The sequence below is a fragment of the Methanosarcina mazei S-6 genome (assembly GCF_000970205.1).
Lineage (GTDB): Archaea > Halobacteriota > Methanosarcinia > Methanosarcinales > Methanosarcinaceae > Methanosarcina > Methanosarcina mazei.
This window is the reverse complement of sequence record NZ_CP009512.1, coordinates 3556318-3577147: the sequence shown is the minus strand read 5'-3', so window position 1 is coordinate 3577147 and position 20830 is coordinate 3556318. Positions and strand designations below refer to the sequence as shown.

Sequence of the window (20830 nt, the reverse complement as noted above, 5' to 3'; positions counted from 1 at the left end):
ATTATTTGCTTCCAGCTTATGGCTTTTATAGTGATCATTTTTCAGAAGGTCTTTCATGTTTTCGATAAACTCCGAATGCGTCATATCAAAAAAATCAGAGGATATCCCCCCTTTCTATGTGATGGAAGTCCTGGAAAGTGCCCAGGCTCTGGAAGCTCAGGGCAGGCACATAATCCACCTCGAGGTAGGAGAGCCCGATTTTCCTACCGCTCCACATATCTGTGAAGCCGCCTGCGCTGCTATTGGCAGGGGACTGACAAAGTACACTCATAGCCAGGGGTTGCTTGCTCTCAGAGAGGCGATAGTTGAGTCTTATTATCAGAAGTTTGGAGTGGACCTGGACCCGGGTCAGGTTATCGTTACCTCGGGGACAAGCCCGGCTCTCCTGATGGTTTTCATGGCTCTGCTTGAAAAGAGGGATGAAGTAATTATGTCTAACCCTCACTACTCCTGTTATCCGAATTTTGTAAAACACCTCGGCGGGACGCCTGTTTTTGTTTATACGAACGAAACAAACGGATTTGCCCTTGAGCCGGAAACAGTAAGGCAGCGCCTGAGCCCCAATACGAAAGCTATCCTTATCAACAGCCCTTCAAATCCGGGAGGGCATGTTATGTCCCCTGAAAACCTGCAGGGACTTGCAGCGATAGCTGATGAACGGGGAATTCCTATCGTTTCTGACGAGATCTACCAGGGCCTGATTTACAGCGGTGAAGAACACAGCATCCTTGAATACACAAAAAACGCCTTTGTCCTTAACGGGTTTTCCAAGCTGTATGCGATGACAGGCTGGAGGTTGGGCTATATTATCTGTCCCCCCGGATGCGTGCGTGCACTTCAGAAGATTCACCAGAACTTCTTTATCTGCGCCAACTCTTTTGTGCAGGAGGCAGGAATCGCGGCCCTGAAAGGTCCTCAGGAACATGTCACTGAGATGGTCCAGACCTATAATGTGCGCCGGCAGTATATGCTGAAAAGGCTTATCGGTATGGGGCTTGATGTACGCAAAGAGCCAATGGGAGCTTTTTATGTCCTTGCTGATGCCCGAAAATACTGCAGTGACTCCCTTGAACTGAGCCGCAGGATACTCAATGAGGCAGGTGTGGCTGTAACCCCGGGAATAGACTTCGGGAACGGGGCAGAGGGCTACCTGCGTTTTTCCTATGCCAACAGCCTGGAAAATATTACAGAAGGAATGGACCGCCTGGAAGCTTTTCTGGAAAAAGAGCTTGAAGGGTAAGTTTTTCGGATCTGGCAGCGGACACTTTCTGTTTATTAATTTTTCTAATTTTTTCTAATTTTTTTCTAATTGTTTTTTTAGTGCTCTTCTCGAATTGTTTTTTCTAACTGTTTTTTAATGTTTTTCTGGTCAGTTCAGCGATAATTCGAGTGGCTTTATCTGTTTAATGCTGGCTGTTCCTGCTGCCCTTTATTCATTTCAGTGACAGTTCTTTTCTGCCTGAAATCAAAGATGCTTCTCTGATTTACGCTTTCTTTTTCAGGGCAGAATACCCCTGTAATCAACCACGTCCCGTATATGAAATGGGTTCCCATGATGAAGTAAAGCTCTTTTCCTTTTAAATGGTCAAAGAGCTGTTCTCTTATTTTTCTTTTCACAGCCAGGGATTCTTTTTCTCCCCTTACAATATTCCTCACGGCTTCATTGAGTTCCCAGTCAAGCAGAACAATTTTATGCCCTCTGCAGGCTTCCTCTCCCTCGCACCTGAAAATATACTTTATTTCGACAGGCATCCCGGCTTTTTCCCCTTTTTCCAGAAAATCTCCCATCATGTCAAAATACTGCTGCCGATCAAAGATTTCAAGGCTGTTTATCTTAACCTCGATGTCCAGAAGCTCAGGTTTTACCACTCCAAGACTTGCCCTTTCTACATTCAGCTTTTCCAGTGAAGTCACAAGCGGCAGAATGAGCTCTTTTATCTCCCTGTCCTTTGCAGGCTTCCCAAGGTTAACGTAATCAAGGACTTTCCTGCTCTCCCACCTCGTGCCGTTCTCAGGCCTGGTGACCGTAACCTCAAGCAGGTCATTCTTTTTGAAATCCACCAGCCCTTCGCCGTACCTGAACCTGAAGGGGTAAAGCCTGAGGAGCTCTCCGTCTTCATTGATTCCGGTGACTCCAACAGCGTGCCCTTCCCCGTTCCTTTTTCCTTTTTCCGGGACAGCTCTGACAAGGACTGCTATTTTTTCTTTTTCCCGCCTCAAAGGAGAACCTCGGTCGTTTAAATGAATATAGAAAATAAGTATCTCAGGAGAAAATTGTACTTAGAAGGTAATAACTGTTGGGGGAGCTGTCTGAAAGTAATTATCTTAAAAACTGCCGTTTTCTGTTTTTTCTGTTTTTCTATATTCCTTTCTCTAAACTTGACAGATTAAGTCCAGAATATGCAGAAAAAGTGTTAACAAAAGAATATAACAAAATTAAAGAAAAGAATAAAAACGTGGGGCTGGTGAGATTCGAACTCACGATCGACGGGTATCTCCGAACAACTGCTTTTACAGTTTTCTGGTGAGCATCTATCAGTGCTCCAACGGTTCCTCATTGTCCTGCCCCGTCGGGAAAGACTCGGTAGACCCGTTGTTCATCATTTATCCGCTGGAGCCCATCGCCATGCCGGGCTAGGCCACAGCCCCTTAATGTTGATTAACAAGGATACTGACATATCCTTTCTATTTTAAATAGTTAACGGCAGGAAATAATGATTTTGAAAAATGTTTCCAAAATTTATCCATTTTTTCCCGGCAGATTAGCTCAAAGTAAATTTCAAGCAGGAAAAACGCTGATCTATAAACAAAAAAGTAGACCGGGAGCTTTTTCTATTAGCTCTCCTGGTCCGCTAGCCGCCTAAAAGTAACGACTTAATTGTGTTTTTTTCAGTCGATTTTGTTGAACTTTGACGCGGCTGCCCCGCAGATAGGACAGTTGCCTTCAGGCTCCCCTTCTATGGTATGCCCGCAGACAGCGCAGACGTAATAATCAATTTCTTTATTATTTCCAATTTCTTGCAGTGCTTTTTCGTACAGCATGGCATGGACTTTTTCTACCTTATTTGCCACTTCGAAGCTCCAGAGAGCCCTTTTGTCCCCTTCTGCCCTTGCTTCCTCTATAAACTCGGGGTACATTTTGGTAAATTCGTATGTTTCCCCTTCAATGGCTTCCTTCAGGTTGTCCATTGTGGTTCCGATTCCACCCATACGCTGAAGGTGGTTATGGGCGTGGATCGTTTCCGCAGCAGCAGCAGCTCTAAAGAGCTTTGCTATCTGGTGATAACCTTCTTCATCAGCTTTTTTCGCAAATGCCAGGTATGTCCTGTTTGCCATCGATTCGCCGGTAAATGCAGCTTTAAGGTTGTCTTTGGAACTCATATTTCTCTCCCCTGTTTTGAAATTCTTTTTCACCTTATTATCAGGTCATATTTATTATTTTAACGCTCAGAAAGTCTAATCTCAATATATTATGGGTGATATCAATATATTATGGGTGATATCAATATATTATGGGGGCTGGAAAATCTGCAAACTTTTTTAAGGAATGTTTGAAGAAAAGAAGGTTTTTAAAACGTAATAGATTTTTAAAACGTAATAGATTTTTAAAACGTGATGGGTTTTTAAGGTGTGATTAAAAGGAATGTGGTCGAGATATTGACCTGAAATCTTTGAGAAAAGTGTAGAGAAGGTTTTTTATCCTGAAAATTACGCCCAGGGCAGGATTCGAACCTGCGATCCCAAGGGGAACGGTTTTCGAGACCGTCGCCATACCGCTAGACGACCTGGGCATTTTGATTAAAAAGTTTTTTCGCGATGAGGAAGTTTCCGGGCATCGCCCGGCGTTTCTGGTGCAGAGTTAAGTGAATACACTTTCTATCTTATATATTTTATTCTCAGCGGGTCAGGATTTTAGAAGTCAAAAAGAGACTTCTGGGCTGCAGTTTTTTCTTCACTTTCTTCTTCTGAGTTCCCTGATTCTGCTTCCTTTGCCTCTCCTGAATCAATCTTTAATGTGTCCTCTTCTTTTTTTCCTTCGAAATCAGAGAACGAGAACTGGTTCTCTGTTTTTTCCCTTTCTTTTTTTGTCTCCTTCCTGGCTCTTTTCTTTGCTTCGCCGGCTTTTCCTGCAGGTTCAGCTTTGTCCGCTTTCAGGTGTTCAGGGAGCTCAAGCCAGCCGTACTTGCCGCCTCCTCCAGGGTGGATTATAACATCGCCGTTCCTGAAGGCGAGGATTGAGTTTACTATTTTCTCGTCAACTATTTTCAGGGCTTCGGGTTCTGCATAGATCAGGGCTTCAACCTCGTTTCCGAAATACTCTACGAGGGTTTCCCATGCCGTTTTTACACCTTTGGTCTGGACGCTTGCATGGCCAAGTGCCATCTGTATGACTTCTGCAAGAGGCATAAGATGAAGGTAAGGGGGACGGTAGGCAGGGTGCCTTGGTACTTCAAAGTCCGCAAGTTCGTTGATCCGGTCTTCCACACCTTTTTTTATAATGCCTCCGCATACTGAACAGCGCCATTTGATAGCTTCGGCTTCGGTAAGGGTATATTGAGTAAAACATTTGATGCAGGCGGAGCGGTTGTACTTTCCTTCTTCAGGGAAGAAGCCGACATTCAGGGTCGCCCCGTAGCCCTGCTCTCTCAAAATGGCTTTTTTGAGCCCGTCAAAAGTCATGTCAGGCAGGTTGAACTGAGTAAATTCTCTTGCCAGTTTATTGGTAGAAGGGGAATGGGCATCAGAATTTGTAAGGAAAGTCAGCCTGTGCAGTTCTTCAATCCTGTCAGCATAATCACTGTCCGCGCTCAGACCAAGTTCAACAAAAGAAATGTAACCTGTCATGCTCCCATAGCAGCTTTCAAGGCTGTCATGGTAGCCGTAAAGAGCAGTCCAGGGAGTAAAAGCGTGGCAGGGGCCGATTAGAGCTCCTATGTCTTTTGCAATCTCAGCAATCTCACAACCGTCCAGCTTAACTGTGGGCCTTCCGTCTGCTTCAAGGTTTCCGAAAGAGGAAATCCTCTCTGCCAGCTCTTCGGCTTTTGAAATGGAAGGCAAAATCAGGAGGTGGTGTACACGGTCGATATCTTCGATTTCGGTAGTCGGGATAAAAAATATATCTCCTATCCGGATTTCCTCGTCTGAAATGGCTGCTTTTTTAATATCTTCAAGCCATTTCGGATGGGTGCAGTCCCCTGTGCCTATAAGTTCCATCCCTTTTCTTGCAGCTTCGCTTGCGATTGTGGGCAGTTCCATTTTTGAGGAACATGCCATGGAGTACTTCGAGTGGAGATGGAGGTCTGCATTGGCTTTCATTTCCGAACCTTTCGTCAGGCGTTTTTAATTATCAGGTTCTCTATATGCTGCCTATCCGGGCCTTTTATCCTTACTTTCTTCCTGAACTTACAAAACCGTATATTTACCCTATATACCGAAGGTCTTCTTCCGTGGGTTTAACTTCGGGAAGATTCTGTTGTTCTTCTTTTTCTTTCAGCTTTTCGAGGATGTTTTCCATCTCTTCAGCTTTTTTCTTAAGAGAATCAGTATTTACCTCGATTCCGAAGATATTGCACAGCACTTTCAAAAGAGACTGGGCGCTTTTAGGGTCCATCAGGTATCCGGGAGTCATCCCCATAAGACAGGCGGCATCTATGCCCCTCATCCCGCTGAAAGCCACAAGCAGGCCGGAAGCTCCTACGATTCCTCCGCTTGGCTCGGATTCCCTGAACTCTACACCGTACTGTTTAATTTCCTCTATCAATTCTGTGCTGTTGGCAACTCCAAGAACCGTATCTTCATAAGTAAGTTTACCTGTCGGGTAGCCTCCAAGAGTGTATATCCTGGGGACTTTCAGTTCCTCTGCAATGTCCAGGTAAAGAGAACAGAGTTCGTAATGCCCCTGAGCAGTAGTGCTCTGGTGATCTCCTACTAGAAAAAGAACATCAGTTTCGTTTGCTTTCCCAAGGTATATGGTGTTGCTTACAGGGCGGACAGTACAATCTTTGTTGACGAGAACCTGGGGCGGAAAGTGCGGGGAATAAACCTCCATAATCCTTTCAGCTGCGAGTTCGTCTACCAGATGTTCTGCTACCAGCTTGCCAACAAGTCCTACACCGGGAAGTCCTACTACCATTATGGGGTTTTTCAGTGTAAGTTTTTCTTTCAGGCGGACAAGTGTACTTTGTTGCATAAAAATCCTTATCCTTTCTTTGCCAGTCTGCGGTACTTACCGTAAGGGTCCTGAGGAGAAAAGCGAGCCGGAATAGCGGGTAAAGTTACTTCCCCGCAAACCGGACATTTTTCCCTTAAAGTGTACCTGCCGCAATTTTTGCATTTGCGGATCTTTTGTCCCAAAGGGTATCACGCCTTTGCCGATTCGATATGCCGTTTGAAGATCCCATGTCCGCCAAGTTTGGAAATAGTGTCTACTGCCGTCTGGGCGGATTTCTTAAGGACTGATTCGGCTTTCTTATAATCAGGAGCTATTACCTTGATTCTGTATCTTGGGGCTCCTGTGTAAGTTATTTCGAGCCTGATATCTTTTCCATCCACATCGCTGATGGAATTGGCAGCATTGAGGGATTGTTTTATGACCTCTATGCCGTTTGGAAGATTACAGGTCAGATCAACATACCCTGCGATATCCACGAAGGGCAGTTTGATGTTTTCTCCTGCGATTTTGACTATGCTCTTCAGGTATTTCTTGTTGACTTTGAGCCCTTTAAAAGCCCTCTCCCCTTCGATAGCTGCTTCTTCAAAGGCTGAATATGCGCTTCCGAAATCTTCAACAAGTCTCTCGTGAAGAGCCTGCAGGCCGTTTTCATCTGTCTTGGTTTCTTCGGCCACGAACTGGAGCCACTTGGCGGCTTTCTGCTCATTCTTCCATTCCTGGATTTTAGCCCGCCGCTGGTGCTCGTTCACGTCTTTCAATGAAAGGTCTATGTGGCCGCGGGAAGGGTCCACGTTCAGAACCTTGCAGACAATCTTCTGCCCTTCCCTTACGTAGTCCCTGACGTACTTGACCCAGCCTGCTTTAATTTCGGAGATATGGATGAAACCTTCCCTTCCTCCGAATTCTTCAAGCTCGACGTAGGCTCCGAAATCAGTTACATTCTTCACCGTACAGACAACAAACTCTCCGACTTCAGGCCAGTTATCGTTTCCCATTCGTACCACTTCTCAATTTTTGTCTTTTATTACTCTCAACTGTACTCCTGTGCAGTGCTTTTACCTGTCCGGTTATTCAAGCACTTCCAGGATGTGAGTGGTAATTGTAGATTTTCCACCGGTTGGTTCGGCAAGGGTTCTTCCACAGACAACGCAGGTAATCTTGCGGCTTGCGCTTCCGAATATGATCTGTTCGTTTTCGCAGTCATTGCACTTTACGCGCAGGAACCTGCTCTTTGGTCTCTGGGTATAGTCTACCATATTATCTTACTCCTTGAACTCGAACTTCTTTGCCCTGAAGCAGGGTCTCTGGTGGGCTTTCTTGCATACAGTGCAGCGGTACCTGAGCCAGATGCGCTTTGTTGGCTTGTCGCCACCAGGCACTTTTGAGAACTTTCCGCTGTTCCCTATGCCCTGCTGTCTCTGCTTCTGCCTTGCAATGTGAGTCATTGATGAAGCCTGTCCCTTTTTTACCCTCTCTGCTACGTGTTCCTGGTGGGTTTTACAGAACGGGCAGTAAGTTCTGAATCTCTTTGGAATCTTCATTCTTTACACCTTTTTTTATTGATTATTGGTATTTGTGTGCATTCCCGGCTTTTGCGGAAAAGCATCGTTTAATATACTTGTTAATATACGTATGGCGTTACGTATGGCGTTTTATTTTTCCTGGAAAGTATTTTATTTGGGAAGCCTTTGATTGATGAGTTTGAGATAATCTGACCTCTTTTTACCCCTGAATCTGAGTTGCGGTCTCTATCAGAGACGAGGTCAAAGCACGCTAACAAGGTTAAGCTACACAGATATAGCTACACATATAAATACTAATACTATTACCTGAAGTGCTTCCTTCCTCATGGTGCATGAAACTGCTGTTTGCAGGCTTTCTACTGCGTATGTTCCCGGCTGTTTTCTTGCTAAAATAAGCTGCATGTTTCAATTCTTTTCGGAAATTTTTTCTTCTGAGCTTTTATCCCCGGCAGCAATCAGTTTTGCTGCATTTCGTTTTATCAGCCCGGTTGCATTCAGTTGCGGCAAAACAACAACATCTTCAGCGTTGACCGTATAATTCCGGCCGTCTGCACCTGTGAAGGTAGGTAGATCCTTCAGTACCCGGACAACAACATATTCTTCGTTTATATTATTTTTGCCCGTATCTATCCCGTTTTCCTTTCCCTCTGCAGATGCGGTTATTTCTTCTCCTTTCTTTGCTTCCGGATGGTCCGGGGCAGGGGCCTGTTTTGATGACCATACACAGGGCCATCTAGCAGTCTTTCCTGAATCCGGATAAAGAATAGGTCCTAAAAGCTCGACTTTTGCAGCTTCGATACCCTGAAGCACGAGGTCATACAGCAATTTTTCCGCAGGAAGCAGCTTTTCAATATCCTTTGAGATAGGTTTATCAGCGTGAGACTGGATCGTTGCCCTGGTAATAACCTTCCCTATTCTCTTCATAAAAATGGTCTCAAGGTCGGAAAGTGCCCTTTCATGCTCGTCATTGAGCATCTTTGATTCCGGAGAACGGGGATTGTTTATTTTGCTTATTTCTTTCTCGAGTTCCCGGATATATTTTTCGGCTTCCCGATAAAAATCAGCCGGAATTGTTTTTAAGGTCTGGTTTTTTTCTTTATACAGCGTCTGGCTGATTCCTTCTATATCCATACTCAGCAACACCTCTACAAATCAGATATACGGCTGCATATTCCGGAACTTCCTGTATGCCTTCCTCTATTCTTAAATCCTTGCCTTTTAACTGTACTGAGAAAGGCTTTGAAACGGTTATTTTTACCGGTCTTTCACCAAAAACAACTGCGTCATTCAGCGGGTTAAACTTTTCCAGTTCGCATAAAGCAAGTTTTTTGACCAGCATCCCTGAGCCTCCGTGAAGGGACCCGGGGACACGGATAAGTCTTTTGATGTCGGCAGTCACGGGTTCATCAACACTGGCTCCAAAACGGTTAAGGAAATTTTCCATAGATTCCTGCATGAAATATGCGGCAATCTCCTTAAAATTTCTTACGCCGAAATCCAGCCTTCCTCTCTCCAGAATATCTTTTAAGCCGTTTTCACTGTTAGTAATATTAATCAGTTTTTTGATTGTGGTATCCCCTACTTTCTCATGCCTTCGGAGCTCGGGAAACATATCTTTTTTGTATTTTTTTCCGCACTCTGCTTTCATGTAGTCAGTAAGGTAAAGTGCAACTCTCTTTCCCCACCCGCTGTCGTATCCCACAAGCGTGCACTTTACTGGAAGGTTTTTGATCCCTTTGAACGACTTCGAACCGGTACCGAAATCCCCGTCCATTGAGACTTCCCTGAAAAAATACTTAAAATCAATATCCCTCCCGCTGAGATAGTTCACGATTTCCCTCCTCTCGGAACTCCCGAGTGTCAGGACTTTAGGGCTGGTAATATGGAAATGGTATCCTCTTCCTCCGGAAAATACGAGTTCGATATCCTGTTCTGAGAATCCAAAATCATCCAGAAGAAAATCCATGAGCTTGAGGGTCTCTTTCTTTACAAGCTCAAGCATGTCTGCATAATTTCTCGGGGCATTAGGCAGGTGGTCCGCGTCAAGGTCAAAAATTAGCTCTGCCCCAAGCCAGTTTTTCTCATTCATTTTTCGTGCGTCAGGGTATTCGTAATAAGCAGTAGAGTTGTAAACATGTGCAGGAGCCATGCCGTAAAGGTAATCCAGAGCTTCTCCCGGCGAGCCGAAAGACTTGTGCCTGTGCATCATTTTTTCCGGCATATCGTCATAAAAGATGAAAGCCCACTCTCTGTTAGGCAGGTGGTCAGGGAGGCCTATCTCAGCGGTTTTATAGTATTTTTGAAAACAGGATTTTAAATAACGGGTTGTTCTGCTGTCCATGGTTTCGGGGTTCAGGGTTTTTGGATCTTGGTTAGGGGTCTCTTATGATAGAATAACTCATATTTTACTTTTGTTTATATGAGGCTTTTTTAAAATAGTTTGCCTGCTTTTCCGGCCTCTTTAAAAACAGTTTAAAGAAAGGCTGTAATGGAAAAATTCCTGTTATGGATGAGAAGGAATTCATAGAAAAGAGACCATCTGCAATAAGTATAAAATCAATAAGAGACTTAGGAATGATTCCTACTAATATATATTATTTCCATATAATTATCCTTTTCAATGATTATGGGATCTGAGAACCTGTAGAACATAATGGAGAGTAAGAACTTCTAGGGGTAAATTCTGTGGGAAGTAAAATCAGTATTATGAATCATATTAATACAATCCGGTACTATCTGAAAAAGAACGAAGTTGAAGACCGGGTTGAAGACCCTGCCGGTGCGACAGAACCTGAAAGCACGGAGGCTTTTGAAATATTTATCAGTCCGTCTACAGGTATGGAATTCATAATGGCACCTGCCGGTGAATTTTTAATGGGGTCCTCTCCCGAAGAGATAGGCAGGTCATACTCCGAATCTCCGGTCCACAGGGTTACGATTAAAAATCCGTTTTACATCGGCAAATATCAGGTTACTCAAAAACAATGGAAAACTATAATGGGGACCAGTCCGTCGAATTTTAATGAAGATTTCCGCCCTGTTGAGCTGGTTTCCTGGGAAGATGTTCAGGAATTTATTGGAAAACTGAACGCAATGGAAAACACCACAAAATACCGCCTTCCTTCCGAAGCCGAGTGGGAGTATGCATGCAGAGCAGGTAAGCAGAGCAGGTACTTTTTTGGTGAAGATGAATCCAAACTTGGCGACTATGCATGGTACGCCAGGAATGCAGGCCGTAAAACCCATCCTGCTGGCAGAAAAAAACCTAACCGCTGGGGCCTTTATGATATGTGCGGTAATGTCTGGGAATGGGTTCAGGACAGCTGGCACGAAGACTATAATGGGGCTCCTTCTGACGGAAGCGCATGGGAAGACGGAAACAGCTCCAATCGTGTCTCTCGTGGGGGAAGCTGGTACTGCTCTACCAATTCCTGCCGCTCAGCTTCCCGTTTCAGCCGTGAACCTGAGAAACATTTAGCCAACCTTGGATTTCGGCTTGTGAAAGAGTTGTAATTTTCTCTTCTTCTTTTTATATTCCTCAAAGACTTCTCTACAGGTTGTCTCAAAACTATACCTGATCGCACATTTGGGTCAGAAACCCGTAATCTTTATCTTTTTTACAAAACTAAATTCCAGTGTTTCCCATGTTTAGAAAATACGATCAAAAGCAGCAGTTTTTACTTCCATTAAACCTGGAAGATTTTGTTCCTGAAAATCATCTCGCCCGAGTACTAAACGACATCGTAGATGTCGTTGATATCACTGCTATTGAATCCACTTATTCTAAGGAAGGCTGCCCAGCCTATCATCCAATAATTCTTTTAAAAATATTACTTTATGGTTATCTTATAGGCATTAGAAGTTCACGTAAACTGCAACAAATGACTCAAACTGATACTGCATTTATGTATCTGGCAGCCATGCAAAAACCTGATTTTCATACTATTTGTCGATTCCGTTCAACTCACCTTGGCCCTATTAAAGAGATATTTTCCCAGGTTGTCACTTTTTGTAAAGAAATGGATATGATTGGTTCCAGTATCTCGATTGACGGAACAAAGATCAAGGCAAATGCTTCATCAAGACAAAGCAAGAATTCGGATTCTCTCGAAAAAGAAATAGATCGGATACTAAAAGAGAGTATTGAGACAGATAAGTATGAAGATGAAATTTATGGTGACTCAACACCATATCAGATTCAGAAGAGCTAGTTGACAAGAAGAAAAGATTAGAGAAGATTAAAAACGCTAAAAAGAAGCTTGATGAAGAAAAGCTGAAAAAAGTAAACATCACAGACAACGATGCTCGAATTATGAAATATAAAGATGGGAGCAAGAAACCTTCATACAACTGTCAGGTTGCTGTTGACGAAAAGGAACAAATTATCGTTGCAGCAGACGTTGTCAACGAAGAAAACGACCTGCATCAAGTAGAACCAATGATACAGAATGTAAAAAATACACTGGGATATAAACCAACAATCGTGCTTGCAGATGCAGGTTATTTTTCATATGAGAATCTGGAATTTTTACAGAAAGAAGGAATTGATGCTTATATTCCTGACAACTTCTATAAAGCTGAAAAAGAAGGAAAAACCAGGAAGTTCAGAAAGTCTCTTTTTAAATACGACGAAGAAAAAGACTGCTATTATTGTCCTGCTGCTTTTGAAATTCCCTTTTCAAGAATACAAAAGAGGAAAGGTGAACCTGATTTAAGGTATTATGTCTGTAGTTATTGTTCTCAGTGTGTGTTGAAAAATGCATGTACTGAGAGTGGAAAAAGGACGATTACAAGAGATCCTCGAGAACATTTAATGGAGGATATGAGGGCTAAACTGAACACCAGAAAAAGGTACGGAAAAGTATCAGAAAAGAATGTCTACCGTAGAACCTGTGTTTGGTCAAATGAAACAGGATAGAGGGTTTAGGGAATTTCTGTTGAGAGGAATAAGGAAAACAGGAATTGAATTTGTTATGATATGTACCGTACACAATATAAAGAAAATAGCAGATTTCATAAAAAGACAAGGGAAAAACCTGAAAGAAATGCTGAAAATGATAGTTGGAGGAGAAAGTAAAGGATGGAATAAGAGGAGAATTCAAGCAAGAATGACAAATACGCTATGTTGAGCTATGAAAATTTACTTTTTCTTGTTGAAATGAAATAAAAATTGAAAGGGCATTACCCAATTGTAGAATTAAAAATGGTTTTGAGACAACCTGTCTAACTGGTTTTTATCACTCAGCTTTCCCGGGTTCTTATCACTATCCTGACGCAACCCTCTGAATTTAGATCACTATTAAATAAACAAAGCTTAGTCCTCTTGAGGAAGCGAAGCGACCGAAAAGGACCGCGTACTCCCGAGGCGCAATTCGGGAAGGACCGCGTACTCCCGAGGCGCAATTCGGGAAGGACCGCGTACTCCCGAGACGGAACTCGGGTGGCGCAACTCGGGCGATTAAAATCTGACTACTGTAAAAAGAATTCTACAGTAATGCTTATACATGAGTCCTCTATTATATCCACTTCATGAAACAGGATATGTCAAGTGCAGACGTTGCTGCGGTTGTTGCCGAACTGTCAGCAGGTCCCAGGTCTATTATTGATGCGAAGATCGGAAAGATCTACCAGCCAGCCAGCGAGGAGATACGCATCAACCTTTACGTTTTTCACCAGGGAAGGGACAACCTGGTTATTGAGGCGGGAAAGCGCCTCCATATGACAAAACACATCCGGCCAAGCCCCACTCTTCCTCAGGCTTTCCCCATGCTTCTGAGAAAATACCTGATGGGAGGCAGGATCGTATCCGTCGAGCAGCATGACTTCGACAGGATCATAAAAATAGGGATTGAGAGAGCTGGAGTTAGAAGCACACTCATTGTTGAACTGTTTGCGCGCGGCAATGTCCTGATAGTGGATTCGGAAAACAAAATCATCCTGCCCATGAACCCCGTAACCCTCAAGGACCGCAGGCTCAGGAGCGGAGAAATTTACGAGCTTCCGGAGGCGCAGTTGAGCCCCATCGAGGCTAAGGTTTCCGACCTTATGGACGCATTTTCTAAATCAACGGCTGATATAGTCCGGACTATTGCTACAAGGTTCAACCTCGGAGGAGTCCTGGCAGAAGAAGCCTGTGCACGCGCAGGAATAAACAAGTCCAGGCCTGCAAAAGAAGCTACAGTAGAGGATGCTGAAAAGCTGCGTGAGGCGCTTCAGGACCTTTTTTCCCCTCTATTCAGAGCGAGGGACGCTGCCAGAACTGAAGGCGAGCCTGAAGGCGGTGCTGAAATTGAAGACAGGCCCGGAGCAGAAACCGGACCTCTTATTCCGGGGCTCAGGCCTCAGCATATAAAGCAGGAAATTAATGGGAAAATGGAAACCTTCGATGTAGTTCCTTTTGACCTTAACCGTTATTCAGAATACGAAAAAGAATATTTCGATTCCTTTAATACTGCACTTGACGAGTTTTTCGGGAAAAAGGCTCTTGAGCAGGTCGCAGAGGTAAAGGAAGCCGAAAAGAAGGAAAAAACCCTTGGGGTCTTTGAAAGGCGGCTCATGCAGCAGGAAGATAGCCTTGCAAAGTTCGAAAAGGAAATTGAGAAAAACAATGCCCTTGCAGAAACCGTATATGCCAATTACCAGATTATCGAAGAGCTTTTTTCAGTACTTAACGGAGCAAGGGCAAAAGGTTATTCCTGGGATGAAATTCGCTCCATCCTGAAACAGGCAAAAAAGACCGTTCCTGCAGCCCAGACAATTACTAATATTGACCAGAAAACCGGAACTGTAACTGTCAATCTCGACGGAAAGAGCATAAATCTTGATATCCGGAAGACTGTGCCTCAGAATGCCCAGGAATATTATGAAAAGGTTAAAAAGTTCACTAAAAAGAAGGACGGAGCTATCCGGGCTATTGAGGACACTAAAAAAGCTATGGAGAAAAAGGCTGCTACAAAATCTGCAAAAGCTGGCAGGAAGCTGCAGGCTTCCCGGAAAAAGCACTGGTATGACCGGTTCAGGTGGTTTGTGTCTTCAGACGGCTTCCTGGTCGTGGGCGGCAGGGATGCCGATACAAACGAAGAAATTTTCAAAAAATACATGGAAAAAAGAGATATCGTTTTTCATACACAGACACCGGGCGCTCCTCTCACGGTTGTAAAGACTGGGGGGAAGGAGGTTCCGGATTCCACGCTTCAGGAAGTTGCACAGTTTGCGGTTTCTTATTCGAGTCTCTGGAAAGCCGGACAGTTCAGCGGTGACTGTTACTGGATTAAATCTGAACAGGTGACAAAGACCCCGGAATCCGGAGAGTACCTGAAAAAAGGGGCATTTGTTATCCGCGGTGAGCGCAATTACTTCAAAGACGTCCCTCTTGGCATTGCAGTTGGTCTTGAGCTTAAAGGCGAGACAAGGATTATTGGAGGGCCTGCTTCTTCGGTCAGGAAGCACGGAGACTATATTCTTGAAATTATTCCCGGCAAATTCAATCAGAATGATATTTCAAAAAAGATCTACAGGATTTATGCAGATGAACTCAATGACCCTCGTTTTGTGAAGCAAATTGCATCTCCTGACCAGATTGCCATGATGATCCCCGCCGGAGAATCAGATCTGAGGAACCAGAAGCCGGAAAAGAAAGGTCAGGGTTTCGGGCCTGAGGGTGAAGGATACGAAACCCCTGAAATGGAAGCCGGATTTGAAGACCTTAAAGGTGAAATTGATGAAGAATCTGGAGAAAATGCAGGAGAAGAGTTCGCAGATGAAGAATTTGCAGAAGAAATAGGGGAAGGCAGTGAAGTAAAAGTTAAAGCTGAAGCCAGAGAGGGAAATGAAGAAATAATTGAAATGCGCGGAGTGAAAAAGGAATGAGGGTTACAAACCGTTCTCTAAAAGGCCGGGAAGGGGAAATTGCCGTAACAGCCGAGACTCTTGACGATCTCTGGCACCTGAAGTATATTATTGAAAAAGGTGACATGGTCTTTGCTCTGACCAGAAGGAAAGCCGATTCTGCAAGCGACAAACTCCGCCCGGAAAAGGTTGAGAAGGTAAAGGTAAGGCTGGGGATAAGGGTTGAAGAACTGGAGTTCCATAAATTTGCAAACAGGCTGAGAATACACGGGCCGATTGAGCACGGAATGGACACAGGCTCCTATCACACACTCAATGTGGAAATAGGGACCAATATTTCCATCATTAAGGAGCACTGGAAGAACGACCAGCTCCAGCGCATTCAGGACGCCGAAGAAGCAGGAAAGCGCCCAAAAGTTGTTATTGTAGCGGTTGAGGAGGGTGACGCAGATATCGGGTTTGTGCGCCACTATGGAATCGAAGTCTATTCTCATATCAGGCAGTCCTCCGGGAAGCGGGAGACCGGGCTCAGGAATGAGTTTTTCAGGGAAATTGTTGAACAGCTCAGGCACGCAGTTCCTGAAGACGCTTCCATAGTGATTGCAGGGCCCGGTTTCACCAAAGAAGATTTCCTGAAATATTTTAATGAAACTGAGTCTGAAATGGCTTCTAAGGCATTGACTGAAGATACGTCCATGATAGGTATGTCCGGGTTTCAGGAGGTGCTCCGCAGAGGAGCGGTGGACCGGATCATGCAGGAGTCCCGAATAGCCCGGGAATCCTCTCTCATGGAAGACCTTATCAGGGAAATCTCTATGGACGGAAAAGCAGCTTACGGTTTTGCAGATGTGAAAAATGCTCTTGGTTACGGGGCTGTTGAAACCCTGCTCATAGCTGACGAAACGCTGCGTGAAGGGCGGGAAAAAGGTGAGGATATAGATAAACTACTTATGGAGGTCGAACAGGCTCAGGGAAAAGTTGTTGTGTTCAGCACGGCCTTTGAGCCCGGAGAAAAACTTCACAAACTTGGAGGAATTGCAGCTTTGCTCCGTTTCAAAGTAACAGGCTGACCCTGTGCAGACCTGTTAAGACCCTGTGCAGACCTGTTAAGATCCTGTGCAGGCCTGTTAATATTCAGCCGTTAACTGTCTATTATTTACTTAAATTTTCATTCATTTTTTGTATTTTTGTTTTTTATTTTTTCGTTATTTTATTTTCTTATTTTTGTTTTCTTTCTAATGTTAATTCCTTTCCCCCTGACATTGAGGAGAGGGAAGCAGCTCTTTTATTTTTTATGTCCTGTTTCAGTGTTATCTTTCTTATTTTTGATTCAAATTCGTAAAATTTATTAACTACTCTTCTTTATTTGTTGTTACTTTTAGATTTGTTTATAATAATATTTGCTTATAATTAATTCCTCCGTTGAATTAATTATTAAATTTATATTAAAATGAGTGATGGTGTTTATGAATTTCGGTATTAAGAGATTTTTGCATGCGCTTTTGATAGCGTTAACAATCTGTTTGATGCTCCCTGTACCGGGTCTGGCGGGTCCGTCTATTTGCGGGGCTCCTTTTGATACAAATGCTACTTCATCCGATGGTTTTTGCTGGAATGCAACCACTTTTGGAGGCTTTAACTACCCTGTAAACAAACACAAGGACTTTGTAGCTTCTGAAAACTGGTGGGGAGAACGCCTTCAGTACGTTGATAAAGACGGGCAGGACGAACTAGGTGTAAACAACCCCGGAAACCATGTTATAGGCGAAGGAGAGCTTCTGTATTCTACAAGGCAGTTCTCAAACAAATACGACCTTGTTTCCGATCTTGGGCTTACTGCCAGTACAATTCCTCCCGAACTTGGCGGGATGTTCTACTACAAACTTCCCTGGTTCGGAAAACCATATGTTACGGTTGAAAATGATGCAAGTCAGCTTGCAAATATCGTCATTACCCAGGGCAGCAGTGATAAAAAAGTTCTTAAATCGGGTGATGTCTGGGACCTTGGCAAAGGCTACTCTTTGACCGTAAACCAGGTAGATGTTGAGGGTGACAAGGTATGGTTCTCCTTATCCAAAAACGGTGAAGAACTCGAGTCCGGAATTGTGAACGCAAACGGGACTGTAGAAAACCAGATCTTTACCGCAACTGCTGACTTCGGAGACGGGACTGACCAGCTTTACTTCATCACCTATGTTGACTCGGTTTTCATGAGCGCTACCGATTCCTTTGCAGTTTTCAAGTATACCTGGCTTATTGACAAAGATGACATCCTTATTATCAAAAACGGGGATGAATACCAGGGATTTGAGGTAATAGAAACTTCCAAAGACGGAATTGTCCTTGAAAATTCAAAGTGTATTACCCTGAACCTTGATAAGGATAAAAAGAACTACTTCACCGACTCCTGGTACTTCCAGACCTCGGATAAAGGAAAAGGCAGCATTTCCCCTGAAGGGTACATCATCTATCCTGCGACAGATGTGGTTGTTGAAGACAAAAATGCCACCGTGCCGATAGCTAATTCCACAGAGGAGACTAATATAACCTCAGAATCAAACGAGTCTGAAAATGTCTCAGCAGATCACAGGACAGCTCCATCTTCTGGAACAGCAGGCATGGAAGATAAGGAAAGTCACCCTGAAGAAGCTGCGGAGGGTTCCTCTACAAAGCTTCCGGGATTTGGAATCATCTCCGGAATTATCGGGGTTATGATGTGTCTGGCTCTCAGAAGAAAGAGCTAATCTGTTATTCCATATGAGGAATATCAGGTGAGGAATATCAGGTAAGAAATATCAGGTAAGAAATATAATGGAGTATTATTCTCTTAGAAGCCTGTTCTCTTTGAGAATTATCTCTCCTATCTTTTTTGAATTTTTAGGGTTTCTTTCTCGAGTTGCGCCTCGGGACAGGAAACCTTATTACTTTTTGTAGTTGCAATTGTGTCGCAACACTATCCGTTTTTGCAAGACCACAATTCCGATGAAGGTCACTACAGATTTTTTTATTTAAACACGGTCATGATTATGAAAGATCTTAGCCTGACTGACACTAAAGGATACAGTGCGGTTCAGGGGGACAGATAAGGTATTTCTCCATGTTCTGAAATGGATATGCCAGTTACTTAGAGACTGCTTTTTTCAGATCAGGAGGATTTTCTCAGGTCAGGAGGATTTTCTCAGGTCAGGAGGATTTTCTCAGGTCAGGAGGATTTTCTCAGGTCAGGAGGATTTTCTCAGGTCAGGAGGATTTTCTCAGGTCAGGAGGATTTTCTCAGGTCAGGAGGATTTTCTCAGGTCAGGAGGATTTTCTCAGGTCAGGAGGATTTTCTCAGGTCAGGAGGATTTTCTCAGGTCAGGAGGATTTTTTCAGATCAGGAGAAGGGCGATAAACCCGCTTAAAAATATCCCATCAAAGGTGCCTGCTCCTCCTATGCTTGCAACCGGAGCTCCAAGGTTCTTAATTTTTCCCAGGTTAAGCAGGTCAGCTCCTATGAGGGTCCCGAGTACTCCTCCGGTGTAGGCAATAATAACACGGCACGGTTCTGCAGGGCAGCCTGGAATATGGACTATCGAGGTGAGCAGGACTGCGGAAAGGACAGATGTAAGGGGTGGGATCAGAGCAGGGGTTGCAATACCCACTCCTTTGATCGGTCTTGCTACGGAATGAGTCACAATTGCAACAATCGCCACACCGGCTCCTGCAAGAAGGAGAGAAGAAGGGAATTGCGTAAGAAGGTAAGCGGAAATCAGGACAGGGATAACCGCTCCTCCCACATTGATAGCAAGTAAGGTTTCATTCCTGACAATCTGGCGGGTAGGAATCCTGTAGGAAATCCCGAAGAACTTTATATAATTATCCTTGACGACCGGAATATCGGATTTCAGAGTTGTCAGCGGGATATTGATTCCGCTTCCAAGGAGAGACAGGAAGAGAATTAAGAGGGCGTCCTCTGCGGAAAATCCTATTTTCATGAAAGCAGAAACTATGACTCCCAGAAACAGAGAACCCAGTCCGAAGATTGTTATGATTATTAATAAGAAAAGGAATCTCAGGCTGAAAGGCATGTAAAAAATCTGTCTGCTCATGGGACTACTCTCTGTTTTCCGGTTTTTTGCATATTAAAAGGTATGTGCTTTCTCTTTATTAATGAATATCCCGGGCTTTTCATAACTGTGAGAAAAACCATAGAACCGGAAATAATAGTCAGGGAATTAAAAATCAGTTAATTTTTTCTGCACTCCAGGTTCATACGTATCTGGATGCAGGTTGTAAGGACTCCATGCAAATGGTTTCTTTTGCGTCTTTATATACTCTGAGGACTCCACCTGACTCTGAAACTGTAACTGAAATTGCTACCGTATCCCTGCTGATGGCAGCTGCTGAGACATGACGTCCACCAAGCCCTTTTTCAATATCTATATTTTTTCCGTCCACGTCAAGGTATCTCCCTGCTGCACGGACAATGCCAGTCTCGTCTATTACAAAAACCCCGTCAAGCAGGGCAAACTCCTTTATAGACTCCCAGTTTCTTCTGTCGAGTATGTTTCTGTGGGCTTCCTCATGGCCTTCATAAGGGTTAAGGATTATCTGGTGAGAGCGTTTAAGGACTTCTTCGGAGTCACCCACAATAAAGGCAGCCCCTATTTTTTTTCCTTCCCTGCCCGTAAGGGCGATATCAAAAGCGATTTTCAGGACTGCATTCATTACTTCAGGGTTGACTCTCTCTTCACATTCTTTCATAGCTTTTATGAGAGGGTTGTCATCCAGGTTATGGACTATAATGGAGCTGGACCCGCGGGTTTCAATAACCCCTACCACAATCCCGTTTTTGGGGCCTTCAAGTGCGTATTCTATAGCTGCGGCATGCTGCACGTATTCAACATTTCCCGAAGCTTCCCTGGTGAGCTGATCACCCAGTTCTTTTACAGGACTTTTTCCATCTTTGCTGGTTGCTACGAGGTGGTCTATTATGCTTTTAGGGCGCATGGAAATATAATATACAGGAATTTCTCCGGTTTCAATCCCTTCAAAATTCAAATCTCCGGAGACCATAATTGCGGCAGCACCGAGTTCCCGGGAAATATGGGCTGCCGCTTCTGCAATTACACGTGCTCTTTCCATGTCACTCACCCCTTTTTACGCAATCATTTTATAAGTCCTGCTTTTTTTACTCTAAGTTTATTTTTATAATCTGGTGTTGGATTTTTAAGTTAATTATTGTTTCTGTGGATAAGTGTTATTTCCACCGGTTAACATTATTTCTTGCAGTTAACATTAACGGTAA

Annotated in this window: 17 protein-coding genes, 2 tRNA genes and 1 pseudogene; 6 read left to right on the top strand and 14 right to left on the bottom strand. The window is 43.9% G+C overall.

Annotation, left to right across the window (positions count from 1 at the left end; all coding sequences use genetic code 11):
- Positions 1 to 55: 55 nt before the first annotated feature.
- A complete protein-coding gene (locus MSMAS_RS15315; RefSeq protein WP_011033740.1) occupies positions 56 to 1240 on the top strand; it encodes a pyridoxal phosphate-dependent aminotransferase in 1185 nt (394 codons plus the stop codon).
- Positions 1241 to 1395: 155 nt separating this feature from the next.
- Here the strand turns inward: MSMAS_RS15315 and MSMAS_RS15310 are convergent, their stop codons facing one another.
- The 12 genes from MSMAS_RS15310 to priS all read right to left on the bottom strand — a co-directional run bounded on the left by MSMAS_RS15310 (position 1396) and on the right by priS (position 10036).
- Entirely contained in the window at positions 1396 to 2220 is an 825-nt protein-coding gene (locus MSMAS_RS15310; RefSeq protein ID WP_011033741.1) for a hypothetical protein, read from the bottom strand.
- Positions 2221 to 2457: 237 nt separating this feature from the next.
- Positions 2458 to 2649: transfer RNA gene (locus MSMAS_RS15305), tRNA-Trp, on the bottom strand.
- 240 nt (positions 2650 to 2889) lie between these two features.
- Positions 2890 to 3381, bottom strand: a complete 492-nt coding sequence (locus MSMAS_RS15300; RefSeq protein ID WP_048036869.1) for a rubrerythrin family protein — start codon at positions 3379 to 3381, stop codon at positions 2890 to 2892.
- A gap of 330 nt (positions 3382 to 3711) precedes the next feature.
- Positions 3712 to 3791, bottom strand: a tRNA-Ser gene (locus MSMAS_RS15295).
- A 121-nt stretch (positions 3792 to 3912) separates the two neighbouring features.
- Positions 3913 to 5316 (bottom strand): endonuclease Q family protein, encoded by a 1404-nt coding sequence (locus MSMAS_RS15290; protein ID WP_011033743.1) that lies wholly within the window; start codon positions 5314 to 5316, stop codon positions 3913 to 3915.
- A 103-nt stretch (positions 5317 to 5419) separates the two neighbouring features.
- Entirely contained in the window at positions 5420 to 6190 is a 771-nt protein-coding gene (locus tag MSMAS_RS15285; RefSeq protein ID WP_011033744.1) for a proteasome assembly chaperone family protein, read from the bottom strand.
- An 8-nt stretch (positions 6191 to 6198) separates the two neighbouring features.
- Positions 6199 to 6354, bottom strand: a complete 156-nt coding sequence (locus MSMAS_RS18420; RefSeq protein WP_011035258.1) for an RNA-protein complex protein Nop10 — start codon at positions 6352 to 6354, stop codon at positions 6199 to 6201.
- Between the two features lie 6 nt (positions 6355 to 6360).
- Positions 6361 to 7167 (bottom strand): translation initiation factor IF-2 subunit alpha, encoded by an 807-nt coding sequence (locus MSMAS_RS15280; protein WP_015412100.1) that lies wholly within the window; start codon positions 7165 to 7167, stop codon positions 6361 to 6363.
- Positions 7168 to 7239: 72 nt separating this feature from the next.
- Positions 7240 to 7428, bottom strand: a complete 189-nt coding sequence (locus MSMAS_RS15275) for a 30S ribosomal protein S27e (protein ID WP_011020692.1) — start codon at positions 7426 to 7428, stop codon at positions 7240 to 7242.
- A gap of 6 nt (positions 7429 to 7434) precedes the next feature.
- Positions 7435 to 7713, bottom strand: coding sequence for a 50S ribosomal protein L44e (locus MSMAS_RS15270; RefSeq protein ID WP_011033746.1), 279 nt, complete (start codon positions 7711 to 7713; stop codon positions 7435 to 7437).
- 387 nt (positions 7714 to 8100) lie between these two features.
- Complete coding sequence (locus MSMAS_RS15265) at positions 8101 to 8826, bottom strand: hypothetical protein (RefSeq protein ID WP_011033747.1); 726 nt, start codon at positions 8824 to 8826, stop codon at positions 8101 to 8103.
- Positions 8792 to 10036: a DNA primase catalytic subunit PriS gene (gene priS, locus MSMAS_RS15260; RefSeq protein ID WP_048046772.1), complete on the bottom strand. Its 1245-nt coding sequence runs from the start codon at positions 10034 to 10036 to the stop codon at positions 8792 to 8794. The genes MSMAS_RS15265 and priS overlap by 35 nt, the downstream gene beginning before the upstream one ends.
- A gap of 344 nt (positions 10037 to 10380) precedes the next feature.
- Here priS and MSMAS_RS15255 point away from each other — a divergent pair, with 344 nt between their 5' ends.
- From MSMAS_RS15255 to MSMAS_RS15235, 5 genes and pseudogenes are all read left to right on the top strand, one after another.
- Positions 10381 to 11208, top strand: coding sequence for a formylglycine-generating enzyme family protein (locus MSMAS_RS15255; RefSeq protein WP_048046770.1), 828 nt, complete (start codon positions 10381 to 10383; stop codon positions 11206 to 11208).
- Positions 11209 to 11339: 131 nt separating this feature from the next.
- Positions 11340 to 12824 (top strand): annotated as a pseudogene (locus tag MSMAS_RS15250) (IS1182-like element ISMma2 family transposase).
- Between the two features lie 400 nt (positions 12825 to 13224).
- A complete protein-coding gene (rqcH, locus tag MSMAS_RS15245) occupies positions 13225 to 15564 on the top strand; it encodes a ribosome rescue protein RqcH (RefSeq protein ID WP_048046768.1) in 2340 nt (779 codons plus the stop codon).
- Positions 15561 to 16613: an mRNA surveillance protein pelota gene (locus MSMAS_RS15240; protein ID WP_011033752.1), complete on the top strand. Its 1053-nt coding sequence runs from the start codon at positions 15561 to 15563 to the stop codon at positions 16611 to 16613. The genes rqcH and MSMAS_RS15240 overlap by 4 nt, the downstream gene beginning before the upstream one ends.
- 456 nt (positions 16614 to 17069) lie before the next feature.
- Positions 17070 to 18287, top strand: a complete 1218-nt coding sequence (locus tag MSMAS_RS15235) for an S-layer protein domain-containing protein (protein WP_155395308.1) — start codon at positions 17070 to 17072, stop codon at positions 18285 to 18287.
- 624 nt (positions 18288 to 18911) lie between these two features.
- On the opposite strand, the gene MSMAS_RS15230 is transcribed toward MSMAS_RS15235, so the two are convergent.
- The gene (locus tag MSMAS_RS15230) at positions 18912 to 19631 is read right to left on the bottom strand and encodes a DUF1614 domain-containing protein (protein ID WP_011033754.1); all 720 of its coding nucleotides are present in this window, start codon (positions 19629 to 19631) and stop codon (positions 18912 to 18914) included.
- Positions 19632 to 19791: 160 nt separating this feature from the next.
- Positions 19792 to 20667 carry a DNA integrity scanning protein DisA nucleotide-binding domain protein gene (locus MSMAS_RS15225; RefSeq protein WP_011033755.1) on the bottom strand — a complete coding sequence of 292 codons (876 nt, stop codon included), beginning with the start codon at positions 20665 to 20667 and terminating at the stop codon, positions 19792 to 19794.
- Positions 20668 to 20830: the final 163 nt, after the last annotated feature.

Excerpts from the sequence above, each read along its gene's own strand:
- MSMAS_RS15275 (WP_011020692.1), bottom strand. The coding sequence starts at position 7,428 with ATGGTAGACTATACCCAGAGACCAAAGAGCAGGTTCCTGCGCGTAAAG.
- MSMAS_RS15235 (WP_155395308.1), top strand. The coding sequence starts at position 17,070 with ATGCTCCCTGTACCGGGTCTGGCGGGTCCGTCTATTTGCGGGGCTCCT.
- MSMAS_RS15265 (WP_011033747.1), bottom strand. The coding sequence starts at position 8,826 with ATGGATATAGAAGGAATCAGCCAGACGCTGTATAAAGAAAAAAACCAG.
- MSMAS_RS15240 (WP_011033752.1), top strand. The coding sequence starts at position 15,561 with ATGAGGGTTACAAACCGTTCTCTAAAAGGCCGGGAAGGGGAAATTGCC.
- MSMAS_RS15280 (WP_015412100.1), bottom strand. The coding sequence starts at position 7,167 with ATGGGAAACGATAACTGGCCTGAAGTCGGAGAGTTTGTTGTCTGTACG.
- rqcH (WP_048046768.1), top strand. The coding sequence starts at position 13,225 with ATGAAACAGGATATGTCAAGTGCAGACGTTGCTGCGGTTGTTGCCGAA.
- MSMAS_RS15290 (WP_011033743.1), bottom strand. The coding sequence starts at position 5,316 with ATGAAAGCCAATGCAGACCTCCATCTCCACTCGAAGTACTCCATGGCA.
- MSMAS_RS15225 (WP_011033755.1), bottom strand. The coding sequence starts at position 20,667 with ATGGAAAGAGCACGTGTAATTGCAGAAGCGGCAGCCCATATTTCCCGG.
- MSMAS_RS15300 (WP_048036869.1), bottom strand. The coding sequence starts at position 3,381 with ATGAGTTCCAAAGACAACCTTAAAGCTGCATTTACCGGCGAATCGATG.
- MSMAS_RS15285 (WP_011033744.1), bottom strand. The coding sequence starts at position 6,190 with ATGCAACAAAGTACACTTGTCCGCCTGAAAGAAAAACTTACACTGAAA.
- MSMAS_RS15270 (WP_011033746.1), bottom strand. The coding sequence starts at position 7,713 with ATGAAGATTCCAAAGAGATTCAGAACTTACTGCCCGTTCTGTAAAACC.
- MSMAS_RS15230 (WP_011033754.1), bottom strand. The coding sequence starts at position 19,631 with ATGAGCAGACAGATTTTTTACATGCCTTTCAGCCTGAGATTCCTTTTC.
- MSMAS_RS15315 (WP_011033740.1), top strand. The coding sequence starts at position 56 with ATGTTTTCGATAAACTCCGAATGCGTCATATCAAAAAAATCAGAGGAT.
- priS (WP_048046772.1), bottom strand. The coding sequence starts at position 10,036 with ATGGACAGCAGAACAACCCGTTATTTAAAATCCTGTTTTCAAAAATAC.